The 26,158-nt window shown below is 68.1% G+C and carries 20 protein-coding genes, 1 tRNA gene and 1 pseudogene; 9 read left to right on the top strand and 13 right to left on the bottom strand.

Features of this window, described 5'->3' with window-relative positions; all coding sequences use genetic code 11:
• Positions 1-95: 95 nt before the first annotated feature.
• The 3 genes from ACGVWT_RS12605 to ACGVWT_RS12595 are packed head-to-tail and all read left to right on the top strand — an operon-like array spanning position 96 to position 1,617.
• Positions 96-632 (top strand): DUF2975 domain-containing protein, encoded by a 537-nt coding sequence (locus tag ACGVWT_RS12605; protein ID WP_315462733.1) that lies wholly within the window; start codon positions 96-98, stop codon positions 630-632.
• Complete coding sequence (locus ACGVWT_RS12600; RefSeq protein ID WP_017978131.1) at positions 632-850, top strand: helix-turn-helix transcriptional regulator; 219 nt, start codon at positions 632-634, stop codon at positions 848-850. Before ACGVWT_RS12605 ends, ACGVWT_RS12600 begins: the two co-directional genes overlap by 1 nt.
• Positions 847-1,617 carry a hypothetical protein gene (locus ACGVWT_RS12595; protein ID WP_315462732.1) on the top strand — a complete coding sequence of 257 codons (771 nt, stop codon included), beginning with the start codon at positions 847-849 and terminating at the stop codon, positions 1,615-1,617. Before ACGVWT_RS12600 ends, ACGVWT_RS12595 begins: the two co-directional genes overlap by 4 nt.
• Here ACGVWT_RS12595 and ACGVWT_RS12590 read toward each other — a convergent pair.
• The gene (locus tag ACGVWT_RS12590) at positions 1,614-2,366 is read right to left on the bottom strand and encodes a metallophosphoesterase (protein ID WP_315462731.1); all 753 of its coding nucleotides are present in this window, start codon (positions 2,364-2,366) and stop codon (positions 1,614-1,616) included. The two genes, ACGVWT_RS12595 and ACGVWT_RS12590, sit on opposite strands and share 4 nt — an antisense overlap.
• A gap of 19 nt (positions 2,367-2,385) precedes the next feature.
• Positions 2,386-3,486, bottom strand: a complete 1,101-nt coding sequence (locus ACGVWT_RS12585) for a catalase family protein (protein WP_315462730.1) — start codon at positions 3,484-3,486, stop codon at positions 2,386-2,388.
• 155 nt (positions 3,487-3,641) lie between these two features.
• On the opposite strand from ACGVWT_RS12585, the gene ACGVWT_RS12580 reads away from it, so the two are divergent.
• Positions 3,642-5,822: a histidine kinase dimerization/phosphoacceptor domain -containing protein gene (locus tag ACGVWT_RS12580; RefSeq protein WP_315462729.1), complete on the top strand. Its 2,181-nt coding sequence runs from the start codon at positions 3,642-3,644 to the stop codon at positions 5,820-5,822.
• 171 nt (positions 5,823-5,993) lie between these two features.
• A complete protein-coding gene (locus ACGVWT_RS12575) occupies positions 5,994-7,211 on the top strand; it encodes a diguanylate cyclase (protein WP_315462728.1) in 1,218 nt (405 codons plus the stop codon).
• Here ACGVWT_RS12575 and ACGVWT_RS12570 read toward each other — a convergent pair.
• Together ACGVWT_RS12570 and ACGVWT_RS12565 are read right to left on the bottom strand one after the other, a co-directional pair.
• Entirely contained in the window at positions 7,191-8,033 is an 843-nt protein-coding gene (locus ACGVWT_RS12570; RefSeq protein ID WP_315462727.1) for a hypothetical protein, read from the bottom strand. The genes ACGVWT_RS12575 and ACGVWT_RS12570 overlap by 21 nt on opposite strands.
• Positions 8,034-8,176: 143 nt before the next feature.
• Positions 8,177-8,704, bottom strand: a complete 528-nt coding sequence (locus ACGVWT_RS12565; protein ID WP_315462726.1) for a biliverdin-producing heme oxygenase — start codon at positions 8,702-8,704, stop codon at positions 8,177-8,179.
• Positions 8,705-9,001: 297 nt separating this feature from the next.
• Here ACGVWT_RS12565 and ACGVWT_RS12560 point away from each other — a divergent pair.
• Positions 9,002-9,661: pseudogene (locus ACGVWT_RS12560) on the top strand (DUF47 domain-containing protein); the annotation flags it as partial.
• Positions 9,662-9,665: 4 nt separating this feature from the next.
• Positions 9,666-10,667 carry an inorganic phosphate transporter gene (locus tag ACGVWT_RS12555; RefSeq protein WP_116460688.1) on the top strand — a complete coding sequence of 334 codons (1,002 nt, stop codon included), beginning with the start codon at positions 9,666-9,668 and terminating at the stop codon, positions 10,665-10,667.
• An 82-nt stretch (positions 10,668-10,749) separates the two neighbouring features.
• On the opposite strand, the gene ACGVWT_RS12550 is transcribed toward ACGVWT_RS12555, so the two are convergent.
• Entirely contained in the window at positions 10,750-13,716 is a 2,967-nt protein-coding gene (locus ACGVWT_RS12550; protein ID WP_315462725.1) for a ligand-binding sensor domain-containing diguanylate cyclase, read from the bottom strand.
• Positions 13,717-14,000: 284 nt separating this feature from the next.
• Between ACGVWT_RS12550 and ACGVWT_RS12545 the strand changes: the two genes are divergently transcribed.
• Together ACGVWT_RS12545 and ACGVWT_RS12540 are read left to right on the top strand one after the other, a co-directional pair.
• Entirely contained in the window at positions 14,001-14,270 is a 270-nt protein-coding gene (locus tag ACGVWT_RS12545) for a hypothetical protein (RefSeq protein ID WP_315462724.1), read from the top strand.
• 113 nt (positions 14,271-14,383) lie between these two features.
• Positions 14,384-14,725: a hypothetical protein gene (locus ACGVWT_RS12540; RefSeq protein ID WP_394426617.1), complete on the top strand. Its 342-nt coding sequence runs from the start codon at positions 14,384-14,386 to the stop codon at positions 14,723-14,725.
• A gap of 113 nt (positions 14,726-14,838) precedes the next feature.
• Here ACGVWT_RS12540 and ACGVWT_RS12535 read toward each other — a convergent pair.
• From ACGVWT_RS12535 to ACGVWT_RS12500, 8 genes are all read right to left on the bottom strand, one after another.
• Positions 14,839-14,912, bottom strand: a tRNA-Gly gene (locus ACGVWT_RS12535).
• 46 nt (positions 14,913-14,958) lie between these two features.
• Positions 14,959-16,638 carry an N-acetylglucosamine-specific PTS transporter subunit IIBC gene (nagE, locus tag ACGVWT_RS12530; RefSeq protein WP_315462804.1) on the bottom strand — a complete coding sequence of 560 codons (1,680 nt, stop codon included), beginning with the start codon at positions 16,636-16,638 and terminating at the stop codon, positions 14,959-14,961.
• A gap of 20 nt (positions 16,639-16,658) precedes the next feature.
• The gene (gene ptsP / locus ACGVWT_RS12525; protein ID WP_315462723.1) at positions 16,659-19,157 is read right to left on the bottom strand and encodes a phosphoenolpyruvate--protein phosphotransferase; all 2,499 of its coding nucleotides are present in this window, start codon (positions 19,155-19,157) and stop codon (positions 16,659-16,661) included.
• Between the two features lie 96 nt (positions 19,158-19,253).
• Positions 19,254-22,166 (bottom strand): beta-galactosidase GalA, encoded by a 2,913-nt coding sequence (galA, locus tag ACGVWT_RS12520; protein ID WP_315462722.1) that lies wholly within the window; start codon positions 22,164-22,166, stop codon positions 19,254-19,256.
• A complete protein-coding gene (gene nagA / locus ACGVWT_RS12515; RefSeq protein WP_315462721.1) occupies positions 22,163-23,338 on the bottom strand; it encodes an N-acetylglucosamine-6-phosphate deacetylase in 1,176 nt (391 codons plus the stop codon). Before nagA ends, galA begins: the two co-directional genes overlap by 4 nt.
• Positions 23,335-24,369, bottom strand: coding sequence for an SIS domain-containing protein (locus tag ACGVWT_RS12510; protein ID WP_315462720.1), 1,035 nt, complete (start codon positions 24,367-24,369; stop codon positions 23,335-23,337). Before ACGVWT_RS12510 ends, nagA begins: the two co-directional genes overlap by 4 nt.
• A gap of 38 nt (positions 24,370-24,407) precedes the next feature.
• The gene (locus ACGVWT_RS12505; protein WP_020486424.1) at positions 24,408-25,145 is read right to left on the bottom strand and encodes a GntR family transcriptional regulator; all 738 of its coding nucleotides are present in this window, start codon (positions 25,143-25,145) and stop codon (positions 24,408-24,410) included.
• A 78-nt stretch (positions 25,146-25,223) separates the two neighbouring features.
• Positions 25,224-25,994 (bottom strand): copper homeostasis protein CutC, encoded by a 771-nt coding sequence (locus tag ACGVWT_RS12500; protein ID WP_315462719.1) that lies wholly within the window; start codon positions 25,992-25,994, stop codon positions 25,224-25,226.
• Positions 25,995-26,158: the final 164 nt, after the last annotated feature.

The raw sequence follows: 26,158 nt of genomic DNA, 5'->3' as shown, positions 1-26,158 counted from the left end.
GGCTGGCGAGCCGCACCGATCCCACCGAGGCGCCCGGCATATCGTTTTTCAACGAATCATTTGCCGTTTTTCAATATCACGCGCATTATCCGCTGATGGAAGATGCGAAGTCCAAGCCCCCTCGCCTGCTGGTCTGGTCGGTCCGTGCGGTGCAGGCGTTCCGGATCGCCAATGCCCTCGCGATCGCCTTTTTCATCGCGGTGCTGATTGCGACGCTGCCCGGCGCCGAGCTGATCGAGCGGCTGCTGGTCCGCAAATATCATGGCCGTATCGACACCGCCGCGGTGATCGCGTTCATGCAACTGACCATGCTGGTCGGCATCCCCGTCGGCGTGGCGGTTGAGCGGCTACTGAAGGCGTTGCGGGCGATCCTGCGCACGGTCGAGCAGGGCGATCCCTTCGCGCGCACCAATGCCGCGCGGGTGCGGACGATCGGATGGATGCTGCTGGTGATCCAGCTCGCCGATCTCGGCTTCGGCCTGGCGCGCGTGGCGGCGAACGCACTGCACATCGACTATCTCGACTGGCAACCGAGCTTCACCGGCTGGCTCGCGGTGCTGATCGCTTTCGTCCTGGCGCAGGTGTTCGAACGGGGCGCGGCGATGCGCGACGATCTGGACGGCACCGTCTGATGCCGGTGCGTGTCCATCTGGACGACATGCTGCACGCCCGGCGCATGACGCTGACCGAGCTCAGCGAACGCGTCGACATCACCCTCGCCAACCTCTCCATCCTCAAGACGGGCAAGGCCAAGGCGATCCGCTTTTCGACGCTGGAGGCGATCTGCACCGTCCTCGACTGCCAGCCGGGCGATATCCTCACGTTCACGCACCAGGGAGATGAACCATGACCTTCTGGAAGGGCCTTCGGACGAGCTATGGCGGCAGCCTCGCCTTCCTCGCCGCCTGTCCGTTGCTCGCGCTGGTGCCGGTCGTCTTCGAGCTGCTTCAGCACGTCGCCGAGGTGCACATCGGGATGTACGACAGCATCGCCGCCGCCAAGGCACTGGAGCATCATCCGCTGCGAATGGCACTGGGGATGGTGAAGGTACTGGCACTGCTGGTTCCCACCTATTGGATCACACGCTTCGTCCATACACGCGACCCCCGGTTCGCGGCGCAGCGCGATCCGCTGGCGATGCGGCTGTTCGCAGGCGTGGTGGCAGTCCACATGGCGCTGTCGGCGGCGCAACTGTTCGGCCTGTCGCAGACGCCGGGGGCGCTGCTTGCCGGCCTGGCGGGCGGCCTGATCGTCCAGTGCCTGCTGGTCGCCTGGACCGTCGCGGCGACGCTGGGCGATGCGACGATCGGTCCCGTCGCCTCGGTTCGGATCATGGCGCGGCGGCTGCCGTGGACGATTGCCTTTACGATCGTGGCAATGCTGCCGCTGATGATCCCGCACTATATGCTGGGCGCCGCGGCGATCATGGCACCACGCGTGTGGCTTTGGCCGATCCTGACCGTCGATGCGCTGCTGGTCGGCTGGTTGTGCGCGGTCATGGCGGCGAGCAACTATGTCGTCGCGATGCGTGCCATCGCGCTCTCCGGTAGTGCGCTAAGCCCGTCGGGAGCGGCAGACGTCGCCCGCCCTGTCGTAGCAGCGCGCTATCCCGGCTAAGCCGCGGGCGCCGGTGCCTCGCCCATCCGCCGCACGATCGTCTCAAACGCACCGTCCGCGACGCGGATTTCGTTGAAGGCAGGCGGCGTATGGCGCGTCCGCTTCGACAGCGTGCCCGCGCCGATCATCCGCACGATCCGGCCGTGGCGCTCGATCGGCAGGTCGAAGGGGTCGTGGACGTGGCCCGACAGGACGGCATGGGCGCCGGCCTCCGCCAGTGCACCGAGCGCCGCGTCACCGCCATGCGTCTTGGCGGTGCCTTTGGCGCCACCGTCGATCAGCGGGTGATGCGCGGCGACCAGGATGACGTTGCCCTTGGGCGCCTCCGCCATCATCGTCAGCGCACGCCGTAGCGATCCCGAACTCACCCTCCCCTTCGACCAGTTCCACCGCCATTGCGCGCGCGCCGTGGTCTTCAGCGGCACGATGGTCACGCCCGGCAGATCGAGCTCGCGCTCAATCATCCGTTCGACCGCGGAATAACGCTGATACGGCGCGAACAACCGCCGGAACGGATCCCAATAATAGGGGATGTCGTGGTTGCCGACCTCGAGCGTGACGGGCACGCCCAGGCTCGCCAGCCATTCGCCGCCGCGCTGAAATTCGCGGCGGGTGGCGCGCATCGTCAGATCGCCGGTCATCACGACGGCATCGGGCGCTTCGTCGGCGACGCAGCGGCTGAACCAGGCGATCGCCGCAGGATCCTCCGCGCCGAAGTGGACGTCGCTGACGTGAAACAACCGTATCATGCTGCGCTGCTAGGCCGGATCACGCGAGGTCGGCAAGCCGCGCCGGCTCGTGCATCGGGCAGCCGTTGAAACTCCGGCGATAATCGGCGGAGAATCGATAGGTGTCGCGGCGTGCGCGGTTGACGTTGCCGAGCGGCCGGTGCGCGGCGATGCCGTGCCAGATACTGTAGGACAGCGCCTCGTCGGTCGCTTCGCTGGCATCGTCGTCCCAACCGATCTGCGGGGGTACGTCCAGCGTCGCGACGGTGACGAACGGACTGGCCGCCTGATCCCATTCGACACGCGGGTCCTCGACTGGCATCGCCTCGAGATCGGTGTTGAGCTGTACCCGTAGTTCCCACTGGCCGCCGTGCGCGATCAGTTCCTTGCGCACCGCGGCACGGATCGCATCGCGATCATCCGACGTATCGATCGTCGTGCCGGCGAGCGCGACCAGCGCGGGCGAGACCGGAAACAGGCCGACCTTGGCGATATGATCGCCATAGCGATAGGGCGTCTGCGAGTAATAGGTTTCGCCCAGCGGGTGGACGTGGGGGGCACCACCCAGTTGCTGCAATGTGGGCGATGGATGCCCAACCGCCTCCAGACCCGCCTCGATGCCCCGAAGCACCTTGGACAGGACGACCTTGCCGCCTTCCAGCCGGTCAGTGGTCTTGGCGAGCAGCTTCAGGTTCTTGAGGAACGCCTTCGCGTCCGGCGCGGTGAAGACCGGGCCGTTGACCATGATGAAGTCCTGCGTGCTGTCGCCGTCCGATCCGGGCAGCCGTTCGCCGGTGACGTCCAGCACCTTCAGCGCCAAACCCCGCGGCAGGCCGATCGCGTCGGGCAGGATATCGCCGGCGTTCGTCGACAGGCGCAGCACCGCCTCATACGTCCCCGGGCTCGCGAAGATGCCCTGTGCGAGTTCGGTCGGCAGCCCTTCATGGATCGTCAGTTTGCCCCGCGCGATACCATGCGCCTTGGCATGGACCGACCGGACCGCCCGGCCGTAGTCGCGCGATGTCGTGTCGAGGATCTCGCGGAAGGCTTCGTTCAGCGCCGCGATCGTTTCCGCCTCATCCGGTTCGATCCGCTCGACATCGGGGCTGTAGCGGATCGGGGTATGGGCGAGCATCGGCATGTCCTTGAAAGTCCGTACCGCCAACCCGCCATGGCACCCGCGCGTTCCCCCAAATCCTGCGGCCCACACACAATATTGATGCAGATTAATACGGGGTGGATTGTAATGCCTTGTGAGCGGGACCATGCTGTCTCGCGGATAGTATCAGAGTGATAATGGCGATTTCCCACCCGAACCGGGCCAGCGATGCGGCGGATTCGCCTCTCGACCTCACCATTTGCGATCGTGAGCCGATCCACATTCCGGGCGCGATCCAGCCGCACGGTCTGTTGCTGATCGCGAGCATTGAGGGCGACCATGCGGTGGTCGCGGGCGCCGGCGATCTGGAAACGCGGCTGCGCAGCGACTGGCTCGGTCAACCGCTCGCCACGCTGATCGGGCAAGAGGTGGGGCCGCTCATCGAAGGGCTGTCGGGCGGGCTGAACGCGCAGATGCCGCAGCCGATCGCCGGCCGCGACGAGCGTTTCACGGTGGCGCTGCACCGGTCGACCACGCATCTGCTGGTCGAACTCGAGCCGATCGAGGCGGATGCGACCACCGCCGCCGCGACGCTGTCGTGGCTGGACGCGGTGGCGAGCAGCTTCGAACGCGCGACGGACAAGACGACGCTGTGCGCGCGGGCCGCTGCCGCCTATCGCACGCTGACCGGGTTCGATCGGGTGATGATCTACCAGTTCCTCGACGATGGCGCCGGCGTCGTCGTTGCCGAGGATCGCGCGCCGCATCTGCCGACGTTCCTCAATCACCATTTTCCCGCAAGCGACATTCCGAAGCAGGCGCGCGCGCTGTACGTGCGCAACCGGACGCGGGCGATCCCCACGGTGGATTATACCCCCGCCCCACTGCGGCCGGCGGGCTTTACCGGTGTCGATCTGTCCGATGTCGCGCTCCGCCACGTCTCGCCGATCCACCTCCAATATCTGCGCAACATGGGCGTGGGGGCATCCGCGTCTATCTCGATCGTCAAGGACGGGCTGCTCTGGGGCCTGATCGCGTGTCACCACGACGGGCCGCGCCAGCTGCCCGCGCCGACCCGCAGCGCGGCCGCCACGCTGGCGAGCGCCCTCGCCCGCCAGATCCGCACGAAGGAAGAGGCAGCGGCGTATCGCGAGCGGTTGCAGCTGCGCACCGTGGAGGACGGCCTTGCGCCCCGGCTGGGCAATGAGGGCACGCTGCCGCAGATCATCCGCGCGACCCGCGACGAACTGCGCGAGATGCTGGATGCCGACGGCCTGGCGCTGGTGACCCGCGATCATGTCGAGGCCAGCGGGCGCTGCCCGCCCGACGCGGTGCTGCGCGCGATCGCCCGCTGGGTGCATGAGCGGGGCAACGAACCCGTGGCGACGCACGAACTGCCGGCGCTGATGGGCGTGGAGGACGATGTGCTGACCTATGCCAGCGGCATGATCGCCATGCCGCTGCGCCAGGAGGATGCGACACTGCTCTGGCTGCGCGCCGAGCGGGTCGAAACGATCGAATGGGCAGGCAATCCACACAAGGCCCCCGGCCACAGCGCCGGCCCGCAGGCGAACGACGCGGCCGCGCTCACTCCCCGCGCATCCTTCGCCAGCTATGTCGAGACGGTGCGCGGGCGCGCGCGCCGCTGGTCGCAAGAACAGGTGGAAGCGGCGCACCGCATCCGTCGTCGCCTGTTCGAAGGGCGCCAGCAGGTTCGCCTGCGCGGCCTGAACCGGGAACTGACGCGGACGCTGCGCGAAAAGGAAACGCTGCTCGCGCAGAAGGACGTCCTGATGAAGGAGGTCAATCATCGCGTGCAGAACAGCCTGCAGCTGGTCGCGTCCTTCCTGCGTTTGCAGGCGAAGACCGCCGGCCCGGGCGCCATCGCGGATCACTTGGCGGAGGCGCAAGCGCGGCTTGCAGCGGTCGCCCTGGTTCATCGCCGCCTGTATCGCGACGATCAGGTCGAGAGTGTCGATCTGTCGCGCTATATCGAGGAACTGGTCGGCGACATGCGCACTTCGCTGGGTGCCGACTGGGGGCGCCACCTGACGCTGGATCTGGCGCCGGTGCTGGTGCCCACCGATCGTGCGGTGAACATCGGGCTGATCCTCACCGAACTGGTGATCAACGCCACCAAATATGCCTATGACGGTGCGGCCGGTCCGCTGGCGATCACGCTGGAGCAGCATGGCGGCCGGCTGCGGCTGATCGTCGCCGACGACGGGCGCGGTCGCGGCGAGGTCAGTGGTGACGGACAGGGGTTCGGCAGCCGGATGATGGTCGCGATGGTGCAGCGCCTGTCGGGTACGCTCGATTATCACGACAACATGCCTGGCCTACGCGCCATCATGACCGCCCCGATCGCGGAAGAGTGAGGCGCACGTCCTAAAGTTTATACTATTGAGATACAACGACATCTCTACACATCGACGTCAGCAAGACCAATTTCTCGATCGTTTCCGCACCGAAATGAGGCGCGGCTAAGCTTTACTTCACCTGTGCTGGTCTACGATTGGTTCTCGTAAAGGTGATCGGGAACGTGACGGATGACGATGCCATTGAGCCATGGCGATGCGCGTGGGACGGCGATGCCCGGGCTACGCATCGCAGGAGCGCGCGGCATCGATGCCCTGCCGCTCGCCATGCCCCACGATACGGCACCGTCGCGCATGGCCCGTCTGTCATCCTGGCTGACCGGGGGCGCCGCGCGCACGGCGGGGTCGGGCGAAGACGCCCGTCGTGAGGCGGGGCGGCGGCTGTTCGCGCAGATCGGCGATTTCCTGTCGGCCCACGATCTGTCGCCGACCGAAGCGCACTTCCGGATCGCCCGCCGCTACGTGCTGGGCGAGGACAGCCGGCTGACCCGCGCGATCGACGACGAGCTGGCACGTGCCGGGCGCCTGGATGCGGAGTTCGTCGACGGCCTTGCGGGCCAGGCCGAGGCGGAGACCCACCTGCAGGCCGACCGCATGGCGTCCATGGCCGACACGCTATCGCGGCGCCTGCGCGATTCGGAGCGCGTCATCCGTCAGGGCCAGGCGTCGACGCGCGACTATGAGACGGCGCTCAGCGCGGAGGCGGACGGTCTGGATCGCGATCCGCGCGGCACCGTTGCCCGGCTGATCGACCTGACCGCTGCCGCCGTTGCTCGCACGCAGCAACTCGCCGAGCGGCTGGACGAGACCCGGCGCGAAACCGAGACGCTGCGCACCACGCTGAAGGAAGCGCAGCGGGCCGCGGACGAAGATCATTTGACCGGCCTGCCCAACCGGCGCAGCTTCGATGCACGCCTGCGGGCGCTGAGCGGCGAAGCCGACATCGACTGGGCCGAGCCCCGCCACAGCGTCGCGATCTGCGACATCGACAATTTCAAGGGCATCAACGATCGCCACGGCCATGACGCCGGTGACCGCGTGCTGAAGATGATCGGCAAGCATCTGTGTCGCGAACTGGGCGTCGCCGCCTTCGTCGCACGCCATGGCGGCGAGGAATTCGCCTGCCTGTTCGAGGATATGGAGCCGGCCGATGCGATCGACCGGCTCGACATCGCGCGCGAGGCACTCGCCGCGCGTACGCTCGTCAACCAGACGACGGGCGAAGGGATCGGGCAACTGACCTTCTCAGCCGGTGTGGCCGCCTTCTATGGCAATCCCGCCAGCGCGATGCGCACCGCGGACGAAGGGCTCTACCTCGCCAAGCGGCGGGGCAAGAACCGCGTCATCCTGGCCCAGCCGGGCGCGCGCTCAGACGAACTGGACGGCTGACGGGCAGCCGTCGATATAGGCGCTGGCCGGCCGGTCGATCGGAAAGCCGTTGGCCACGGCGTGCGTCACGATCAGGCGGATATTGCTATAGGTCCGCGCGCTGGTTTCCGCGGCGCCGGGCTGGGCCATCCACGCATCCGACAGAATATAGCCCTTCGGCACACGCTTGAGCGATCCCGCCTCTTCGACCAGCAGCTTCAATCGCCGGCGGACCGTGGTTTCCGGCAGGCTCATCGCCTCGGCGAGCGCGGCGGGCCGTACCGCATGCTCGGGACCGAAGCCGAATGCCTGCCCCGCGGCGCGGCTGCGCTGCAGGTTCGCGTAAAGGACGGTCGAAAACAGCATCAGGTCCAGCCAGTTGCGGTGAATATTGCGATTGCTGTCGACCGCCGCCAGCATCACATCGACCGATGCGGCGATGCCGACCTGCGGGTCATAGGGCTTGGCGGCGGGACGGGCGCCGGTCCACTCGCCAAGCTGTTCCAGCCCCTCGACGAAGCAGACGAAACTGTCGTGCGCCAGTCGCATCATCGCGGCGATGTCGGGCCGCTCCAGCACCTCGGCGCGCACCAGCACGCCATATTGCCCCCGCACGCACAGGCCCGCTTCGGTCAGCGCGATCACATGGCGGCGTACTGTTTCGAACGAGCGCGACAGAGAGATCGCGAGCGAGTGCGTGGATATCGCCTTGCCGCGCGGGTTGCGGCGCAGACTTTCGCGCACGATCAGCGAGAAGATGGCGAAGCGATCGACATCGCCATCGAAGCTGCGCAGGCCGGCCGCGTTGATCCGCGTCTGCATCTCGGCCAGCAAGAATGTCACTTTGCCGACGTTCGGCGCCATTGGTCCACGACCCCCCTTTCACCCCGGCTCGCGAATGACAGGTACGCTGGCAAAAGCGTAGCATTTTGGACTTATGTTACGCCAAAATGAGTAATGACGGTTAAATCTACGTCAATTCGCCGCTATCTCTTGGTTTGTGCGGCCATGAACAGCGAGAAGGTCGCCTTGGCGCCGTCCACGACGTCCTTATGCCATGCCGGCGGCGCAAGCGTGGCGCGCGCATCGAGGCTTGCCAGCAGGGCCCGCCACGCGCCGGGCGCATGACGCGCCGACAGATAGGCATGCGGCAGGCCCGCGGCGATGCCGCGCGCCAGCACCTGCCCGCCCAGCCGCGATCCTTCCGCGACATACAGCGCGCCCCACGTCGCAGCCTCCTGCTCCGGCAGATCGAAGGGCAATGGATCCGGCATGCCGACATCGAGCGCGGCGAGGTCCGATACCAGCAACGGCGTGCGCGGCGTCCAGGCAGGCAAGCCCCAGGCGGGGTCGGCCCGGATCAGCGCCGCCTCCACCCCCGGCACGGCGCGCGCATGGGCGGTGAGCATGCGGCGATAATCGTCGCGCTCGTCGAGGCGCATCGCGCCAAAGGCGGCGTCCACCCGCTCGTGATCGACGGCGGTGGCGGCGCGGAGCGTGGCGACGAAGGACATGCCACGGCCCTGCCCCGTGCCGTCGCCCTTGTCGAGCGAGCATGAGAGCCGCGGCCGTTCGATGGCTGTGCCGAACCGTCACCGATCCCGATTTGGGGCGCCTCGGCCCCGCCCCTCACGCGGACTGGCGCAATCCCCAAGGAGTCATGCTATCGTCACGGAAACTCGGCATGGCCGATGTGTCTTCCGCCGGACAAGTGGCCGCTCCCCGCGCGTCACCCATCCGTCCCGGTCCGGCGCAACGGGCAGAAACGGCTTGCGTGCCGCCTCTCCCGGCTCCATGCGCGCCGCGCCATTACTGAAAGGTCTTTTATGGTTGCCTGGTTCCAGGCGCTGATGCCGAAGCAGGGTCGCTTCTTCGAACAGTTCGAGGCGCACGCCGCCACGCTGGTCGCCGGTGCGGATGCCCTGCAACAGCTGTTCAGCGGCGATGGCGCGATTGCGCAGCACATCGCGGACATCGAGAATCGCGAGCATGAGGCCGACGACATCACCCGTGCGGTGCTGCAGGACGTGCGTCGCGTCTTCGTGACGCCGTTCGACCGGTCCGCGATCACCGACCTGATCGGCGTGATGGACGATTCGATCGACCAGATGCACCAGACGGCGATGACGATCGACCTGTACGGCGTCACCGCATTCGCGCCCGACATGCGCGCGATGGCCGATCTCGCCGCCGAGGCCGCCCGCGTCACCGCCGAAGCAATCCCGCTGCTGCGCAAGCTCGACAGCAACGCCCCCCGCCTGCACCAGCTGACCGAACGACTGGTCGCGCTGGAGGGCGAGGTGGACAAGCATCACGCCCAGGGCCTGCGCGCGCTGTTCAAGGAATGCGGCGACAACCAGACGATGCGCTTCATCGTCGATCGTGAAATCTACAGCCATCTGGAAAAGATCGCCGACCGGTTCGAGGATATCGCAAACGAGATCCAGGGTCTCGTGATCGATCACGCGTGATCCGATGACGATCTCCTTCACGCTGCTGGTCGCGCTGATCGGCGTCGCGCTGCTGTTCGACTTTCTGAACGGCCTGCACGATGCCGCCAATTCGATCGCGACGGTGGTTTCGACCCGCGTCCTGAAACCGCATCATGCGGTGTTATGGGCCGCCTTCTTCAACTTCATCGCCTTCGCCGTGTTCGACCATGCGGTCGCCAAGACGGTCGGCAAAGGCATCATCGACGCGCAGATCATCGATCCCCAGCTGATCTTCGGCGCATTGATGGGCGCCATCGTCTGGAACGTCATCACCTGGAAGTTCGGGATTCCATCATCGTCCAGCCACGCGCTGATCGGTGGCCTGATCGGTGCGGGCATGTCGAAGGCCGGGTTCGACGTCATCGTCTGGTGGGGTGTCATCAAGACGGTCTCGGCGATCTTCCTGTCGCCGGCCCTCGGCCTCGTCCTCGCACTCGCTCTCGTGCTGGTCGTCGCGTGGAGCTCGATCAAGCTCACGCCGATGGGCGTCGACAAGCGCTTCCGCAAATTGCAGCTCGTCTCCGCGGCGCTCTACAGCCTCGGCCATGGCGGTAACGACGCGCAGAAGACGATGGGGATCATCACCGTCCTCCTCTACTCGCAGGGCATGGTCGGCAAGGATCTGAACATCCCGCTGTGGGTCGTCCTCTCCTGTCAGGCCGCGATGGCACTCGGCACCATGTCGGGCGGGTGGAAGATCGTCCACACGATGGGGTCCAAGATCACGCGGCTGACGCCCGCGCAGGGCTTTTGCGCGGAAACCGGCGGCGCGATCACGCTGTTCATGGCGACGATGGGCGGCATTCCCGTCTCCTCGACACACACGATCACCGGCGCGATCGTCGGCGTCGGCTCGGCGCGGCGTCTGTCGGCGGTGCGCTGGAACGTCGCCAGCCGCATCGTCGTCGCCTGGGTCGTCACCCTGCCCGCCGCCGGCCTGATCGGTGCGGCTTTCTACGAAGCGGCGGTGCTGCTGGGGCGGTAAGGCGCCGTCCCAACGCGGGCGAGCCGGCCTCGCCCGCCGCGCTACCGGACGGGAGGGTGCCTCCCCTTTCCCGATCGTCCGATCAGTCTGCCACCACGCGGTTCCGCCCGCATGCCTTGGCGCGATACAGGGCGGCGTCCGCCGCCTGGAAGATGACCGAGGCGTCCACACCCCGCGTCGCACAGGTCGCGACGCCGATGCTGATCGTGATGGCAAGGCCGGGCGCGATCCCCCGGTAGTCGCGCTGCTGCACCGCCGTCCGGATCCGCTCCCCGATACGCGCCGCCTGCACGGCATCGGTGTCGGGCATCAGCAGCGCGAATTCCTCGCCGCCCAGTCGCGCGACGAGATGATCCGTGGGCGCCGCATGGCGCAGCACCTCGGCAACCGCGCATAGCGCCAGATCGCCGACGACATGCGAGTGGCGGTCGTTGACCAGTTTGAAATGGTCGATGTCGACGATCGCCAGCGACCAATGGCGCCCCTCCTGCCCGCTGATCCTGGCAACGTCCGACAGCATGTCGTTGAACCGCCGGCGATTGGCGACGCCGGTCAGCGGGTCCTCGTTCGCCAATTGCTCCAGCGCGTCGGCCTGCCCCCGCAGGCGATCGAGCAATTGCTCGCGCTCCTGCGCCACCTCTTCCAGCACATGGCTCTGCTGCCGCAGCTCGGCGGTGCGCGCGTCGACCAGCCGCGCAAGCTGCCGTTCGCGCCGCGCCATCGCCAGCGTCCGCCAGCGGTGCAGGCACCACAGCGCCAGGATGACCAGCGCGCCGCACGCTAGCTGGAACCACGCGCGTTGCCACAGAAACGGTTCAAGCCGCACCGTGATCGTCTTAACCGGCCCCCAGGCGCCCCGCGCCTGCGCCGCCTGGACGCGGAAGCTATAGGTGCCGGGCGGCAGCGTGGTGAACTCCGCCGTCCGCTGCGATTCACGGTCGACCCAGCCGGTATCGAAACCCTCCATCTGCGTGCGATAGCGAATGCCCTGCGGCAGCAGGTAGCTGAGGCCTGCATAGGCGATCGTCAGGCGGTGCGTTCCGGCCGGCAGCACGAACGCTCCGTCGGGTTCCGCCGTCATCACCTGGCCATCGGCTTCGACGCTTTCGATCGCGACCGCCGGCGGCGACATGAAGTGGAAATGGGCGAGCCGGCGCGGATCGACGAACGCCGCCCCCTCCGCCGTGGCGATCCAGATCGTTCCGTCGCGCCGCCGCAACGTCGTCGGTCCCGATGCACCATTGCTCTGCGCGCTGGCGAGCCCGTCCAGCGCAGTAAACAGATCCGGGGAGATGCGGGCGAGCCGGCCGTCCGCAGCCAGGCGCAACGCCTTGAAGCAGACGTGGACGATGCCCTTGTTGCTGCCGATCCAGGCCGATCCGCCGCGCCCCACCGTCATCTGGAACAGCCCGTCGACGGGCATGCCACGCTCGATGCCGATATGGTCCAGCTGGCCGTCGCGGCGATGCCGGAACAGGCCACGGTCGGTGCTGATCCAGGTGTCGCCCGTCTCCGGGTCATGGTAGAAACCGAAGACGCTGTTGGCCTGGCCCGCGCGCATGATATCGATCCGGTGCACACCGCTGTGGTTCCACAGCCACGCGCCGCTCACCGTGCCGACCCAGAGCCCCTCGGGCGTTTCCGACAGCGCATAGACGATCTCAGCCGGCAGATCATGCGTGCGCGGCAGGCGGACGCGGCCGGCGGAATCGATCAGTGCCACCCCGCGCTGCGTCCCCGCCCAGACGCCCCCGCCCTGCGCCTGCGCGAGCGCACGGACGTGGTTCGCCGGCAGACCTTGCGCTTGGGTGATGCGGGCGACGACCCGCCCGCCCCGCGCCTGCAGCACGCCATCGCCGAACGTGCCGATCGTCAGCAGGTCGTCCGGCCCGGCCGACAGGCCCATGACGGATACGCGATTGGCCGCGGGACCCAGCGGCACCGGCCGCGGCACGCCCGACGGGGGCACGACGTCCAGCCCCTTGCTCGATCCGACCCACAGGCTGCCGTCCCGCGTCTCGGCGAGCGCCCGGACGTAGTTGCCGGACAGGCCGTCCTCGGCCCGCAGATTGGCGAACAGCGCCTTGCGCAACCGGAACAGCCCGCCATTGGCGCCGACCCAGATACTGTGTTCGCGATCCTCAAACAGTGCGGTGATCCGCCCCTCGGGCAGGCCGTTGCGCGTCGAAAAGTGATCGACGCGTGCGCCGTTCACACGCAGCAGACCGTCATTCTCCGTGCCCAGCCACAGGTCGCCGTTCGTGGCGTGCAGAAAGTCGCTGAAGCGTTTGCCGTCGGGTTGTTGGAACACGAGGACCGCATGCCCTTCCTCAACCCGGTACAGCGACGATCCCGCCGTCAGCCAGATGCGTCCCGCCTTGTCACGGAAGGGCATCGCCTGCCCCGGCGGCAGGCCCAGCTCGGCCCACATCGCGCGCAGCCGACCGTCACGATCGACACGATACGCGCCGTCGAGCGTCCCCAGCCACGGCCGCCCTTCGGCGTCGATGGCGATCCGCAAGACCGTGATCGGTTTCCCCATCGGTCCGCGCAACACCGTGAAGCGACCGTCGGGATCGAGTCGCCCGATCCCCAGCCGGTCGAAACCCACCCAGACGCGCCCCTCCTGGTCGACCGCCAGCCGGTTGATCGCCGCACGCGGCATGCCCTGCGCCCGCCCCCAGAAGCGCCAGCGCCCGGCAGGATCGCGCCGCCCCAGATTGCCGCGCGTATCGCCCGTCCACAGGTTGCCGAACCGGTCGACAGCGATCGTCGCGATGGCGCTGTCCGGCAAAGCAGGCGTCGACATGCGTGAAAAGGTCGTGAAACCGACGCCATTGTAGCGCGCCACGCCTTCCCATGTCGCGAACCACAGATATCCGTCCCCGGTCTGCGTGATCGCATGGACCGCATTGTGCGGCAGACCCGCAGACGTCGACCACGCATCCTTGGCGAATCCTTCGATCGATTCGCTATGCGCGGCGGGCGGGGCAGCCGGCACGGCCACCGACGCCATCGCCAGCATGCCGATCAGCGCGAACGCCAACACCCGTCCAAACCTCACTCCGCGCCGCACTACCCACTCCGGTCGATGACGAACGCGATGTAACGCAAGGATATTAACAGGCTCGAACCGGCCGCTTCACGCATGTGCCCATTTTGGCGGATTATCGCGATGGCAACGCTGTCGACGCGATGCGGCGAGCGCTCAGTGTTCCTAACCTGCTCTCCGGCACATCAGTCGAATGGTGGCGAACGTCCAAACCCGGTCGTTCGAGGCAGGCTTGGTGCTTCCCGATTGCCGCCTTTCGTTCAGCAAGGCATCATATCGTAATGACGATCACGCCAGCCGTCCTTGCTCAGTTGCCGCTGCCCAACGTCCGTGCGGTGATCTTTTACAAACGGGATGAAATTACGACGGATCTGATCTGCTGCGATGTTGAGGTCGCTGGGCATGTATGGTCGTTTCACGAGGAAGCGGCTGGCTGGCCAGACCTGATCGAGCATCTATCCACACTGCCGGGCTTCCGTGCCGATTGGTATGAAGCCGTGGCCAGCCCGCCGCTCGCTACAGCCGAGACGATTGCGTTCGACCGGCGGTGATCGCCCACTTGCAGACGTTCAACGCCAGTCTCGCTTCGCCCAATTGCGGACACACAGAGCTGGGTACGCCTTTCTCCGTTGCGGACGTTCGTTCACCGTGACAGCATCGCGGTATGAACATCAGGATCGTGCAGCGGCCCATCGGTGAAGCTCCAGATTGGGTCAGAGACGCCTGGATTGGCTTGTCGTTGCCGTTGGCATCGAAGCGTGAGCGCGAGTGGCGTAGTCTAGGCGTACTGACGGGGCCGCCCGGCTGGCTTTCGCAAATTTGGGCGATGGTCTCCGGAAAGACCTTCTTGGTGAGGGGCTATATGGTCAACGCTAAGGCAGCAGTCGATCAACTCGCCGACAATCATCCAAGTGCCGCTGCTTGGTGGCGGGAACACACGCCTCATATGCTTACCGGCCGACGCTACTTTACGTTTGATACCGCTGCATGTGAGCGCGAGGCTTAAAACAGCCAGCGGCTTTTCAGCGTTCCGGTTGTAAAACGGACCGTCTGCCCCCCCCAAAAGCGGACATTCCCTCTCCCCCACTAGGCTTCGAGCCGGATCGTATGAGGGGGGGGTGGAGCGGGTGAAGGGAATCGAACCCTCGTATTCAGCTTGGGAAGCTGCTGCTCTACCATTGAGCTACACCCGCGCAGGCGCCCGGTTAGCCGGGCCGCCGCGGGGATGCAAGCGGCGTGTCAGGTCAGCAGGTGAAGCGTGTCGGGCGCGGCCCAGGTCAGCGCGCGGCCCTGGGTGGCGAGCGCTGCGGCATCGACGCGGTTCCGATCGGTGACGACGATGCGTAGACGGGTGCCGTGGCGGCTGGCCGACGCGACATTGCCGCCACCGCCGAGCGCCGCTTGCAGCGTCGGCGGCAGTTCTACCGGCGCCGCAGCCGGTGTCGGCGCAGCCGCGACACGCGGGGCGCCATCCCCCGCATCCCCCGCATCCAGCGCCGCGCGCATGTCCATCGCGAGCGCATCCGCGATGCCGCCGACGATCACCTGCACCGACGTCCCGGACGGACGCAGTACGCCGCGCGCGCCGAGGCTGCGCAGGCGCGCTTCGTCGATCGCGGTGGCGTCCGCTACGCCCAGGCGCAGGCGGGTGGCGCAGGCGTCGATGCTGCGCAGATTGGCGCGCCCGCCGAGCGCAGCGACGAAGGCCGCGGCCTTGGCATCCGCGGGGACGACGGCGGCCGGCGCGGCACCGGCTTCCACCGGCTCGCGGCCTGGCGTCTTGAGGTCGAACCGCACGATGGCCCAGCGGAACAGCGTGTAATAGACCAGCGCATAGACCGCACCGACGGGCAGCAGCATCAGCGGCTTGGTCGCCTTGCCGTAGTTCAGCACGTAATCGAACAGACCTGCCGAAAAGCCATAGCCCATGCGCACCCCGAGCGCGTTCATGATCGCTTCCGACAGGCCGGTCAGCACCGCGTGGATCGCGTACAGCACGGGCGCGAGGAACATGAAGCTGAACTCGATCGGCTCGGTCACCCCGGTCAGGAACGAGGTGAGCGCCAGACTGAACAGCATGCCGCCCACGGCCTTGCGCCGATCGGGCGCGGCGGCATGGTACATGGCGAGGCAGGCCGCGGGCAGGCCGAACATCATGACCGGGAAGAACCCGCTCATGAAGCCGCCCGCGGTCGGATCGCCGGCGAAGAAGCGCGTCAGGTCGCCCGTTTTGCCGTGATAATCGCCGACGACGAAATAGGCGACGTTGTTGAGGATGTGGTGCAGCCCCGTCACCAGCAGCAGCCGGTTGAGCAGACCGAAGGCAAACAGGCCGAACCCGCCTGCGGCAACGACGCCGCGGCTCAGCGCATCGACGCCCGCGTTGATGCCCGCATAGCTCGGCCCCAGCAGCGCGCCGATCGCCAGACCGGCGAAACCGGCAAGGATCGGCACGAGGCGGCGGCCACCAAAGAAGGCGAGATATTCGGGCAGCTTCACCGTGGCGAAGCGATTGTAGAACACGCCGCCGACCAGGCCTGCGATGATGCCGATCGGCACCTGCAGTTTGTCGATCGCCGCCGCCTTCCACGCCGCGTTCAGCGTGGCGGCGATCGCGTCCGCGGTTCCGGGCGGCACCGTGCCCGGGGGCGGCACGAGGAACACCTGCGCGGTGTTACCGATGGTCAGATAGCAGACGATGCCCGCCATCACCGCGGCACCATTGCCGTCGCGGGCGAAACCGGTGGCGACGCCGACCGCGAACAGCAGACCGAGGTGCGCGAAGATCGCATCCCCGGCCGCGCTGACGAACGCGATGTTTAGCAGGTCCGGCTGCCCCAGTCGCAGCAACAGGCCGGCGACGGGCAGCACGGCGATCGGCAGCATCAGCGCACGGCCGAGCGGCTGGAGGAAGCTCATCACGGAAAAGCGGGACTGGCTCATCGGGCGGCCTCCTCGGCGAAACGTCGGGCTAGACCGCGGACCTCGGCGGCACTGGCGGCAGAGAGGGCGGCGGCGGCAAGGTCCTGCACCGCGGGCAGCGTCAGTCGCGCGACGAGCGCCTTGACCGCGGGTACGCGCGCCGGCGGCACCGACAGCGTGCGGACGCCGAGGCCGACGAGGATGGGCGCGGCGAGCGGATCGGCGGCAAGTCCCCCGCAGACACTGACCGGCACGCCGCGCGTCGCCGCGCCGCGGCACGTCATCTCGATCAGGCGCAGCACCGCGGGGTGCAAGCCGTCGATCCCGGCGGCGAGCGCCGGATTGCCGCGGTCCATCGCCAGCACATATTGCGTAAGGTCGTTGCTGCCGACCGACAGAAAGTCGCTGTGCGCCGCGATCAGGTCCGCGGTCGCGGCAGCGGCGGGGGTTTCGACCATCGCGCCGAGTTGCACTGGGCCGACGCCGAGTTCGTCGCGCAAGGCATCCAGCGCGGCGCGCACCGCGATCATCTCATCGACGCTCGCCACCATCGGCACCATGATGCGGCAGCGCGCGACATCGGGAACGGACAGGATCGCGCGCAGCTGCGCATCGAGCACCTCGGGCCGGGCAAGCGCGACGCGGATGCCGCGCAGCCCCAGTGCGGGATTCTCTTCCGTGGGGATATCCAGATAGGGCGCCGGCTTGTCGCCGCCGACGTCGAGCAGGCGGATGACGACGGGCCGGTCGGGCAGCGCCGCGACGATGCCGCGATAATCCGCCGCCTGTTCGGCGACGTCGGGCGGGGTCGCCCGGTCGAGGAACAGGAATTCGGTGCGCAACAGGCCGCAGCCCTCCGCCCCCTGCGCCGCGGCGGCTTGCGCATCGGCGAGGCTGCCGAGGTTGGCATAGACATGGATCGCCTGTCCGTCCGCGGTCGTGGCCGGGCGGTCGCCAGCAGCCAGCGCCGCCGCTTCGTCCGCGGCGCGCTGCGCGATCGTCTCGCGCGCGGCGGCGAGGCATTCCTCGGTCGGATTGGGGATCAGGATCGCGGCATCGGCGTCGAGCATCAGCATCGCGCCATCGCCGATCGTGTCGATCGCCGTGCCGAGCGCCACCACCATCGGCACGCCCATGCCCGCCGCAAGGATCGCGACGTGCGACGTCGGGCCGCCGCCCGCCAAGGCGAAGCCCGCCACCTGCGCCGCCGACAGGGCGCCCAGCTGCGACGGCAGCAATTCGTCGGCGAGCACGATCGCCCCCGCGGGCACGCCGGCCAAGGCCGGCTGCGTGCCCAGGATCGCATGCACCACCCGCAGCGCTACGTCGCGAATGTCGTCCGCCCGCTCGGCGATGCGCGCGTTGCCGGAGGCGCGCAGGGCCGCGCCCTGCGTCTCCGCCGCGCTCAGCATCGCCGCGGCGGCGGACAGGCCATTGGCCACCGCCGCATCGGCCCGCGCGCGCAGATCCGGATCGGCCAGGATCGCGCGATGCGCCTTCAGCACGCCACCGAGATGACCGGGGCGCGCCGCCTCCGCATCCAGCGCCACATCGACGCTAGCGATGGCGGCGGCGAGCCGTTCGCGCTCGACGACGACACCCTCGCCGGCGCTGGGGACATCGGGCAGTTCGGCGCGCAGCCAGAAGGCGGGGCCGATCGCGAGGCCCGGCGCCGCGGACACACCGCCCAGCACGCCCGGCGGCAGCGTCGCCGGGGTCGCGCGCACCACCGGCCTGACGGCGGGGGCCGGCGCCGCGGCATCCTCCACCTCATGCGTCAACAACGCCTCGATCGCGGCGATCACCGCCTCGGCGCCGCTCCCGCGCGCGACGATCGTCACCGGACTGCCCGTTGCGAGGCCCAGTGACAGCAAGGCGATCGGGCTCGACGCCGCAGCCGTCTGGCCCGCGGCGATGAGCTGGACGTCGGCGCCGCTCTCGCGCACCGCCGCGACGATCCGCGCGGCCGGGCGCGCGTGCAGCCCGTGCGGCAGGCGAACGATCGTCTCGTGGCGCACCGTCTCGCCGGACGCGGTGGCGGTCGCGGCATCGACTGCGCCGCTGACGATACGAACCAGCGGATCGCCGACCGAAACCAGCCCCTCGCCCGCCATATCGACCAACGATACCGCTGCGCCTTCGACGACGATCACCGGCGTGACCGCGGACGCGGCGCCGAGCACCACGGCATCGAGATCGAAGCGGATCAGCGGATCGCCGCTGCGCACCGTGTCGCCAGGAGCGACCAGCGGCGTGAAGCCCTTGCCGGCCATCGCGACGGTGTCGATGCCGATATGCATCAGCAGCGCAACGCCCTCGCCCAGTCCCAGCGTCACGGCATGGCCGGCGGCATGGACGGTCAGCACGGTCGCGTCGCAGGGGGCATGCAGCGTATCGCCGGTGGGATCGATGCCCAGCCCCGGCCCCATCATGCCGTCGGCGAACACCGGATCGGGAATCCCGCCGAGCGGCAGCACCCATCCTGCCAGCGGCGCCTTCAGCTGCACGTCGATCATCCCGTCACCCCTTCGGCCGTTGCCGCCGTCACGCTACCGCTCCCTGTCGGGGCGATCATACCGATTGCATACCAATCGCAAAGTAAATCTGTAACATCAACGGGAGAGTGCAACGGGCCCGACGATTCCCGACGGCGCCTGCGCATCCGCCTGCACGATCAGCACGATAGTGCGCTCGCCAGCGCCAGCCGGCAGGACGGCTGCAATTGGTCCGGTCGCCGCATCGGGCTTGTCCGCGAGGCGCATGCCGTCGACCCACAGCTCCGCCCGCCCGGCAACCGCGGCAAAGGCGATGCGCCCCCCCTTGGCGGCGATCGCCTTTGGCGGCGTCACGCGTGCCCGATAGACCTGCCAGCCGCCCTGTGGTTCGGGCGGGGTCGCGGTCCCGCTGCGGACGAAGCTCCAGCTGTTGTTGTCACCGTCCGCCGGCGCCAAGCTGGCGTCGGGCTTCGCGCTCAGTCGCGGCGAGCGACGCCACGAATCGATCGTGCGCACCATCGCCGCCGTCGGCACCTGCGCCCGCGGCGTCGCCGCCAGCCGGTCGATCCGCATCGTCGCCGGCTTCATACCGGGGGCCGTCGCGCGCAACACGATCCGCCCGCGCGCGCCCGCATCCGACTGCACGATCACCTGCGCCAGTCCGTTGAACAGCGATCGGGCATCGCCCTTTTCGGGCTCGTGGCTGTTGGGGTCGCCATTGCCCAGCCCGATGATCGCCGCGCCGTCGATGGCGAAGCCGACCGGCAGGTTCGCGGTCGGCACATGCCGGCCCTTCGCATCCACCGCATCGACGGTGACAGGCTGCACGTCCTCGCCATCGCCGGCCATCACGCTCCGCGCCGGGGTCAGCCGCAGCGCGACCGGCGCGCCGACCGTCTCATGCCCCGCCCGCGCGACCTCGCGCCCGCCGCGATACGCGATCGCCTCCAGCGTTCCTGGCGCATAGGGCAATGTAAAGCTGTTCCCCATCAACCGGTCGACCGCGCCCTCGCCGACGACCCGGCCGTTCAGCTTTACGACGATCCGTTCGGCATTGGACATGACGAGCAGCTTGATCGGCTGGCCTTCCTTGCCCGGCCACGTCCAGTGCGGCGCGATGCCGACGACGGGCGTATCGTCGATCCAGCCGGCGCGGTGGATGTCATAGGCGGTCTTGCGAAAGCCGCAGAGGTCGAGGATGCCGAAGAAGCTGGCGATCGTCGGCCAGGCGTAGGGGGTCGGCTCGCCATGATAGTCGAAGCCCGTCCACACGAAGCCACCCGCCACGAACGGCCGCGTCGCGATCTTCGCCCAGCCGGCGCGATGCGTCTCGCCCCAGGCGGCGGCATGATCGTCCATCGATGACAGGACATGCGCGGCGGCATCGTCGGCAAAGGCGCCGCGCGTCATGAACGCGCTGGTGTCTTCCGAACTGGTGATCGGCTTGGCGGGGTTGAGGGCATGGAACTTGTCGTAGTCGCCCGGATAATAATTGAACCCGACGACATCGACGACGCCCGACACATTGTGCGGGTTGAAGAACGACCCGTTCATTGCCGCGGTCACTGGCCGGCTGTCGTCCAGGCGGCGCACCGCGGCTTCCATCCGCCGGACCATCTCGACACCCGCTGCGGTGCCCTGCATCGGTTCTTCGTTGAACACCGACCACAGGATGACGCTGGGGTGGTTGCGGTCGCGCCGCACGAGCCATTCCAGCTGCGCCATATAATCGGGCGAGGGATTGAAGTTGCGGTTCTCGTCCATGACGAGGAACCCCATCCGATCGCAGAGTTGCAGGAAGGCGGTGGCAGGCGCGTTGTGCGAACAACGGATCGCGTTGCAGCCCAGCTCCTTCATCCGTTCCAGCCGCCACATCAGCAGCGTGTCGGGCACCGCCGTGCCGACGCCGGCATGGTCGAGGTGCAGGCACACGCCCTTAAGCTTGACGTGCTGGTCGTTGATGAACAGCCCTTGGTCGGCGTCGAAGCGGATCGTGCGGAAGCCGACCTGCACCCGCCGCGTGTCGACGCTCTTGCCATCCCGCTCCAGAGCCACAGCCACCGTGTAGAGCGTTGGCGTCTCGACCGACCAGCGCTGCGGGCGCGCGATGTTCAGCGTCGTCGTCAGCTCCGCAGTGTCGAGCGGTGGCACCACCATGGGCGCGCTCGTGGCAGTCGCCACGACCCGCCCGTCGGGATCGACCAGGCTCGCCACCGCGCGCACGCTCACCGGTACCGCCTCGGTCGAGCGGGCGGTGACGGTCACCGGCACGCGCCAGGCGTCGCCGCCATCATGGCGGGGATCGCAATGGACGCCATCGGTTTCGATCGACACCGGCGCGCGGCGTGCGAGCCACGCATGGCGGTACAGGCCGGCACCTTCGTACCACCAGCCCTCCATCGCATCGGCATCGACGCGGATCGCCACGACGTTCAGCGCATCCCCGAACCGCGCGAACGGCGTGATGTCGAGGTAGAGGCTGTTATAGCCCGACCAATTGTGCGCGACAGGACTGCCGTTCACCCAGACGGTCGCGTTGGTCGCGATGCCGTCGAACTGCAATTCCAGGTACCGCCCCTCGTCGGCGGCATCGAGGCGGAAGGCGCGGCGATACCAGCCGATGCCGCGCGGGCGATAGCCCTGCGACGGATTGGCGCTCTCGACGAACGGCTGGAAGCTCGCCCAATCATGCGGCAGCGTGACGGGGCGCCATTCGCTGTCGTCATAGTCCATCGCCGCGGCCCCGCGGGCATTGCCCGCCTTGGCGCGCAGATAGGTCTCTTCGTGCGTCGTCGCGGGCGGCACGATCACGTCGCCCTCATGGAACAGCCAGCCCGTGTCGAAGCCGATCCGCGACGGATCGATCACCGGCAGCGGATCGGGCAGCCGGTCGGTCGGCAGCGGCATCGGCAGCGCGCCATAATCCGTCGCGCTTCTCGCGAAGGCGATGGTGGGCACTCCCGCCGACAACCCCAATGTCAGGCCGGCACCGGCGGCGGATCCGAGAAGCTGCCGCCGGTCGATCGTCATGCGTCCACTACCTCATGCTCTTTCGCCGCGGCGCCCGGCACCGCGACACCGCCGATCACCGTCTCGACTGGCGCCATCGCCGCGGTCAGTCGCGCCCAGTCCGCCCGCAGTCCGGCGGCAAGCGTGCCCCGCTCCGCCTCCAGCCCCAGGAAGGCTGCGGGATTGCCCGCCGCCATGCGCGCCGCGACCGCCGGCTCCAGCCCCAGCATGCCCATCGCATTGGCCACCGCGGTCGCCATGTCGAGGTCCGATCCGGCGAGCGTGCCGTCCTCATACGCGCAGATGCCATCCGCCACGCGGATCTGGCGCCCTTGCAGCACGAAGTCCTTATGCTCCGCACCGACCGACGACATGGCGTCGGTAACGAGCATCATCCGTTCCGGCCCGCGCGCGCGGATCGCGATGCGCAGCACCGCGGGCGCGACATGCACGCCATCGACGATCAGCCCGCACCACGGCCGCGGATCGTCGAGCGCCGCGCCGACCAGACCGGGCGTCCGCTGCACCATCGCCGGCATCGCGTTGAACAGATGCGTGATTCCCGTCAGCCCCGCATCGAACGCCGCGAGCGCCGTGTCATAGGGGACCTCCGTATGGCCTGCGCTGACGCGCACGCCAGCTTCCGCCAACCGGCGGATATCCTCGATGTTCGCGAGTTCGGGCGCGATCGTCACCATCGTCACGCCGCGCCGCGGCTTGGCGAGCAGCGCGACCATCTCCTCGTCGAGCAGGCGGAAACGCCCGGCATCATGGATGCCCTTGCGCGCGACGTTCAGGAACGGCCCCTCGATATGCACGCCGACGACGCCCGGTACGCCCGCGCCGATCGCCTGATCGACGGCATCCAGCGCCAGCGCGATCCGGTCGGGCGTGTCGCTGATCAGCGTTGGCATCAGCGCAGTGGTGCCATAGCGCGCATGCGCCGCGGCGATGGCGCGCACGCCCTCGACGGTCGGCTCGTCGTTCAGCAGCACGCCGCCGCCGCCGTTGACCTGCGTATCGATGAAGCCGGGCATCACCCAGCCCCCCTCCAGGTCAACAGCATCCGCCGCCGCGCCGTCGAGCGGGCGGATGCTTGCGATCCGATCGCCGGTGACGACGATCTCGGCGCCGCGCCACACGGCATCGCCGACCACGACGTGGCCGTTGGTGAAACGATGGGCGGTGCTCATAGCGTGCGCGTCACCTTGGCGAGATGCGGCGGCGAGTCGGGATCGAGCCCACGATGCCGCGACAGCGCCTCCGCCAGCCCATAGAAGCTCGCCAGCATCAGGATCGGCTGCACCGCCGGATGCGCGTCGAGCGCCGGCAGGTTGGCGGACGCGTCACCCGCATGCGCCGCCAGCACTGCGGCACCGCGCTCGCGGAACGTCTCGACCACCGCCATCACGTCGTCGCCCGCCGCATCGGATGTTGCGAGCGCCAGCACCGGATAGCCTTCGCCGACGATCGCCATCGGCCCATGGCGGACCTCGGCGGCGCTGAACGGTTCGGCCTGCAACTGGCAGGTTTCCTTTAGCTTCAGCGCGCATTCCTGCGCCACACCGAAGCCATAGCCCCGACCGATCACGAACATCTGCTTGGCCTCGGCGAGCACGTCCACGCCCGCGCTCCAGTCGAGCTTCACCGCCGCATCGAGCTGTTCGGGCAGCGCCGCGACCGCCGCCTTCAGCGCCTCGTCGCCCGACCAAGCCGCGACCAGCGCCGCCAGCCCCGCCATCGCCGCGATGCACGATTTGGTGGCCGCGACCGACTTCTCCGACCCCGCCGACAGCGCGAGCAGCGTATCCGCCATCTCGGAGAGCGGCGACGTTTCGTCGTTCACCAGCGCGACGACCTCCGCCCCCGCCTTGGCATGCGCCTCGACGGTCGCGAGCAGGTCCGGGCTGCGGCCCGACTGCGAGATCGCGATGCACAGCGCCCGACGCGTCGACACGGGCGCATCGAACAGCGACACGACCGACGGCGCCGCCGACGCGACCGGCACGCCGACCATCGTCTCGATCAGATATTTGCCATAGGTCGCGGCATGATCCGACGACCCGCGGGCGCAGGTGACGACGACGTCGGGCGCGTTCGCACGCAGGCGCTCGCCCAGCGCGCTCAGCGCCTCGGCATTGCGCGCCACCAGCCGCGCGACGGTCGCCCCCGCCTCCAGCGTCTCGGCGCGCATCAGCGTCGTGCCGATCGTCGTGTCCGTCATCGTATCCGTCGTCACAGCAAGGCGCCCTTCGCTAAGGATCAGGTGTCGGCGAGCTCGGCCACGAAATCGTAGCTGTCGCCGCGGTAATAGGATCGGGTGAATTCGACCGCACGGCCGTCACGCAGAAAGGCGCGCCGCTCGATCAGCAGCCCGGGCGAGCCGGGATCGACGCCCAGCATGCGGGCATGATCGCCGCCGAACGGCACCGCGCGCAGCCGCTGCAACGCACGCACCGGGCGATGCCCCGCCTCGGTCAGCGCCGTGTACAGCGAAGCATCGACCGCATCGACCGACGGCAGGCAGAAGCCGGCGATCGTCGACAGCTCCAGCGCCATCGGCACCTCGTCGGCAAAGCGCAGGCGCTGGAAGCGATAGACCGGCGCACTGGGCGACAGCGCCAGCGCCATCGATTCCTCAGGCGACACGATGCCGGCCGCACGCGAAATCCACGCGCTCGACGGCACGCGCCCGCGCGCCACCATATCTTCCGAGAAGGACGACAATTTGCTGAAGTTCTTCTCGACGCGCCCCGCGACGAACGTCCCCGCGCCGCGGCGGCGGGTCAGCAGGCCTTCCTCGACCAGCCCCTCGATCGCCTTGCGGACGGTGATGCGCGATACGCCATATTCGACCGCCAGATCGCGCTCCGCGGGGATCGCATCGCCGCGCGTGATGACGTCCGTGGCGATCGCGTCACGGATCAGCTGTTGCAGCTGGAGATAGAGCGGCGAGGGATTTTCAGCGCGAAACCGCCCCACCTTGCTCATGAAACTCATCGTCGATCCCCTTTTCCGCAAGCGTCTTCGGCATCAGGCGTGCCACGCTACGCGGACCGGCGCCAGTGGCACCTTGCGCTACAATTGTCTTAGATTGGACTTGTCGTCAATCACCTGTCGCAGTGCTGCGACTCTATTGGCATTGGTCTGGCGTGGCAGCGGACCGAAGCCAAAGCGGTCCTGCTCCTCTGCCGGCGCCGGATCGCTCGCCGAACCATGCAGGGCGCCCGCATTGGTCGCATCCAACAGCGCGCCCGCCGTGTCGGCCGCTACCCCCGCCCCCGCCATGATCGTGCAGCGCCCCGCTGCACGCGCGACCATCGCCGCGATCGTCGCCGCCCCCTCCATCGCGGTACGTGCGCCGCCGGAGGTCAGCGCATGGTCGAAGCCCAAGGCGACCGCTACATCGATCGCCGCCACCGGGTCCGCCACGACGTCGATCGCCCGGTGCAAGGTAAGCGGCGGACGATGCTCGCCGAGCCCCGCGATCCAACCCCGCAGCTCCTGCTCCGCAAGCTTTCCTCCCGCCGTCACGCCGAACACTAGCCCCTGCACCCCAGCCGCGACGAGGGTACGTGCCTCGGCCAACGCCAGCGCCATATCCTTGGCGTTATAGTCGAACCCACCCGCCCGCGGCCGCACCATCGCCCGCACCGGCACGCCAGCCGGGGCCGCCAGCGCCAGCACCTGTTCGACCAGCCCGGCCGACGGCGTCAGCCCACCGAGCGCGAGCGCGCTGCACAGCTCGATCCGGTCACATCCCCCTGCGATCGCCGCCGCCGCTCCGGCTGCCGACTCGACGCAGATTTCCAGCGCGACTCGGGGACGCTCGATTGTTTGCGATACCATCACCCCGAAATCTCCATGGGAACGACATTTCACCCTAACCGACTGATCGCACGAGAGCGAAACGGCACAATAGGTCAGCTACCCTACCAAAATAAATGTGACAGTTTTTATATATACCATTTGGGCTTTATTGGATATGTAGCAATGCAGCAGCAACGAGCAGG

Origin of the sequence: Sphingomonas sp. S6 (assembly GCF_043498045.1) — a bacterium.
Lineage (GTDB): Bacteria > Pseudomonadota > Alphaproteobacteria > Sphingomonadales > Sphingomonadaceae > Sphingomonas.
The sequence above is the reverse complement of the archived record's forward strand: the minus strand, read 5'-3'. Positions and strand labels throughout refer to the sequence as shown.

Bases quoted from the DNA above. Each gene is read 5' to 3' on its own strand.
- ACGVWT_RS12510 (WP_315462720.1), bottom strand. From the start codon at position 24,369: ATGACGGACACGACGATCGGCACGACGCTGATGCGCGCCGAGACGCTG.
- ACGVWT_RS12580 (WP_315462729.1), top strand. From the start codon at position 3,642: ATGGCGATTTCCCACCCGAACCGGGCCAGCGATGCGGCGGATTCGCCT.
- ACGVWT_RS12500 (WP_315462719.1), bottom strand. From the start codon at position 25,994: ATGGTATCGCAAACAATCGAGCGTCCCCGAGTCGCGCTGGAAATCTGC.
- ACGVWT_RS12505 (WP_020486424.1), bottom strand. From the start codon at position 25,145: ATGAGTTTCATGAGCAAGGTGGGGCGGTTTCGCGCTGAAAATCCCTCG.
- ACGVWT_RS12555 (WP_116460688.1), top strand. From the start codon at position 9,666: ATGACGATCTCCTTCACGCTGCTGGTCGCGCTGATCGGCGTCGCGCTG.
- ACGVWT_RS12575 (WP_315462728.1), top strand. From the start codon at position 5,994: ATGACGATGCCATTGAGCCATGGCGATGCGCGTGGGACGGCGATGCCC.
- ACGVWT_RS12605 (WP_315462733.1), top strand. From the start codon at position 96: ATGGAAGATGCGAAGTCCAAGCCCCCTCGCCTGCTGGTCTGGTCGGTC.
- ACGVWT_RS12595 (WP_315462732.1), top strand. From the start codon at position 847: ATGACCTTCTGGAAGGGCCTTCGGACGAGCTATGGCGGCAGCCTCGCC.
- nagA (WP_315462721.1), bottom strand. From the start codon at position 23,338: ATGAGCACCGCCCATCGTTTCACCAACGGCCACGTCGTGGTCGGCGAT.
- ACGVWT_RS12590 (WP_315462731.1), bottom strand. From the start codon at position 2,366: ATGATACGGTTGTTTCACGTCAGCGACGTCCACTTCGGCGCGGAGGAT.
- ACGVWT_RS12600 (WP_017978131.1), top strand. From the start codon at position 632: ATGCCGGTGCGTGTCCATCTGGACGACATGCTGCACGCCCGGCGCATG.
- ACGVWT_RS12540 (WP_394426617.1), top strand. From the start codon at position 14,384: ATGAACATCAGGATCGTGCAGCGGCCCATCGGTGAAGCTCCAGATTGG.
- ACGVWT_RS12545 (WP_315462724.1), top strand. From the start codon at position 14,001: ATGACGATCACGCCAGCCGTCCTTGCTCAGTTGCCGCTGCCCAACGTC.
- ACGVWT_RS12585 (WP_315462730.1), bottom strand. From the start codon at position 3,486: ATGCCGATGCTCGCCCATACCCCGATCCGCTACAGCCCCGATGTCGAG.
- ptsP (WP_315462723.1), bottom strand. From the start codon at position 19,157: ATGATCGACGTGCAGCTGAAGGCGCCGCTGGCAGGATGGGTGCTGCCG.
- galA (WP_315462722.1), bottom strand. From the start codon at position 22,166: ATGACGATCGACCGGCGGCAGCTTCTCGGATCCGCCGCCGGTGCCGGC.
- ACGVWT_RS12565 (WP_315462726.1), bottom strand. From the start codon at position 8,704: ATGTCCTTCGTCGCCACGCTCCGCGCCGCCACCGCCGTCGATCACGAG.
- nagE (WP_315462804.1), bottom strand. From the start codon at position 16,638: ATGAGCTTCCTCCAGCCGCTCGGCCGTGCGCTGATGCTGCCGATCGCC.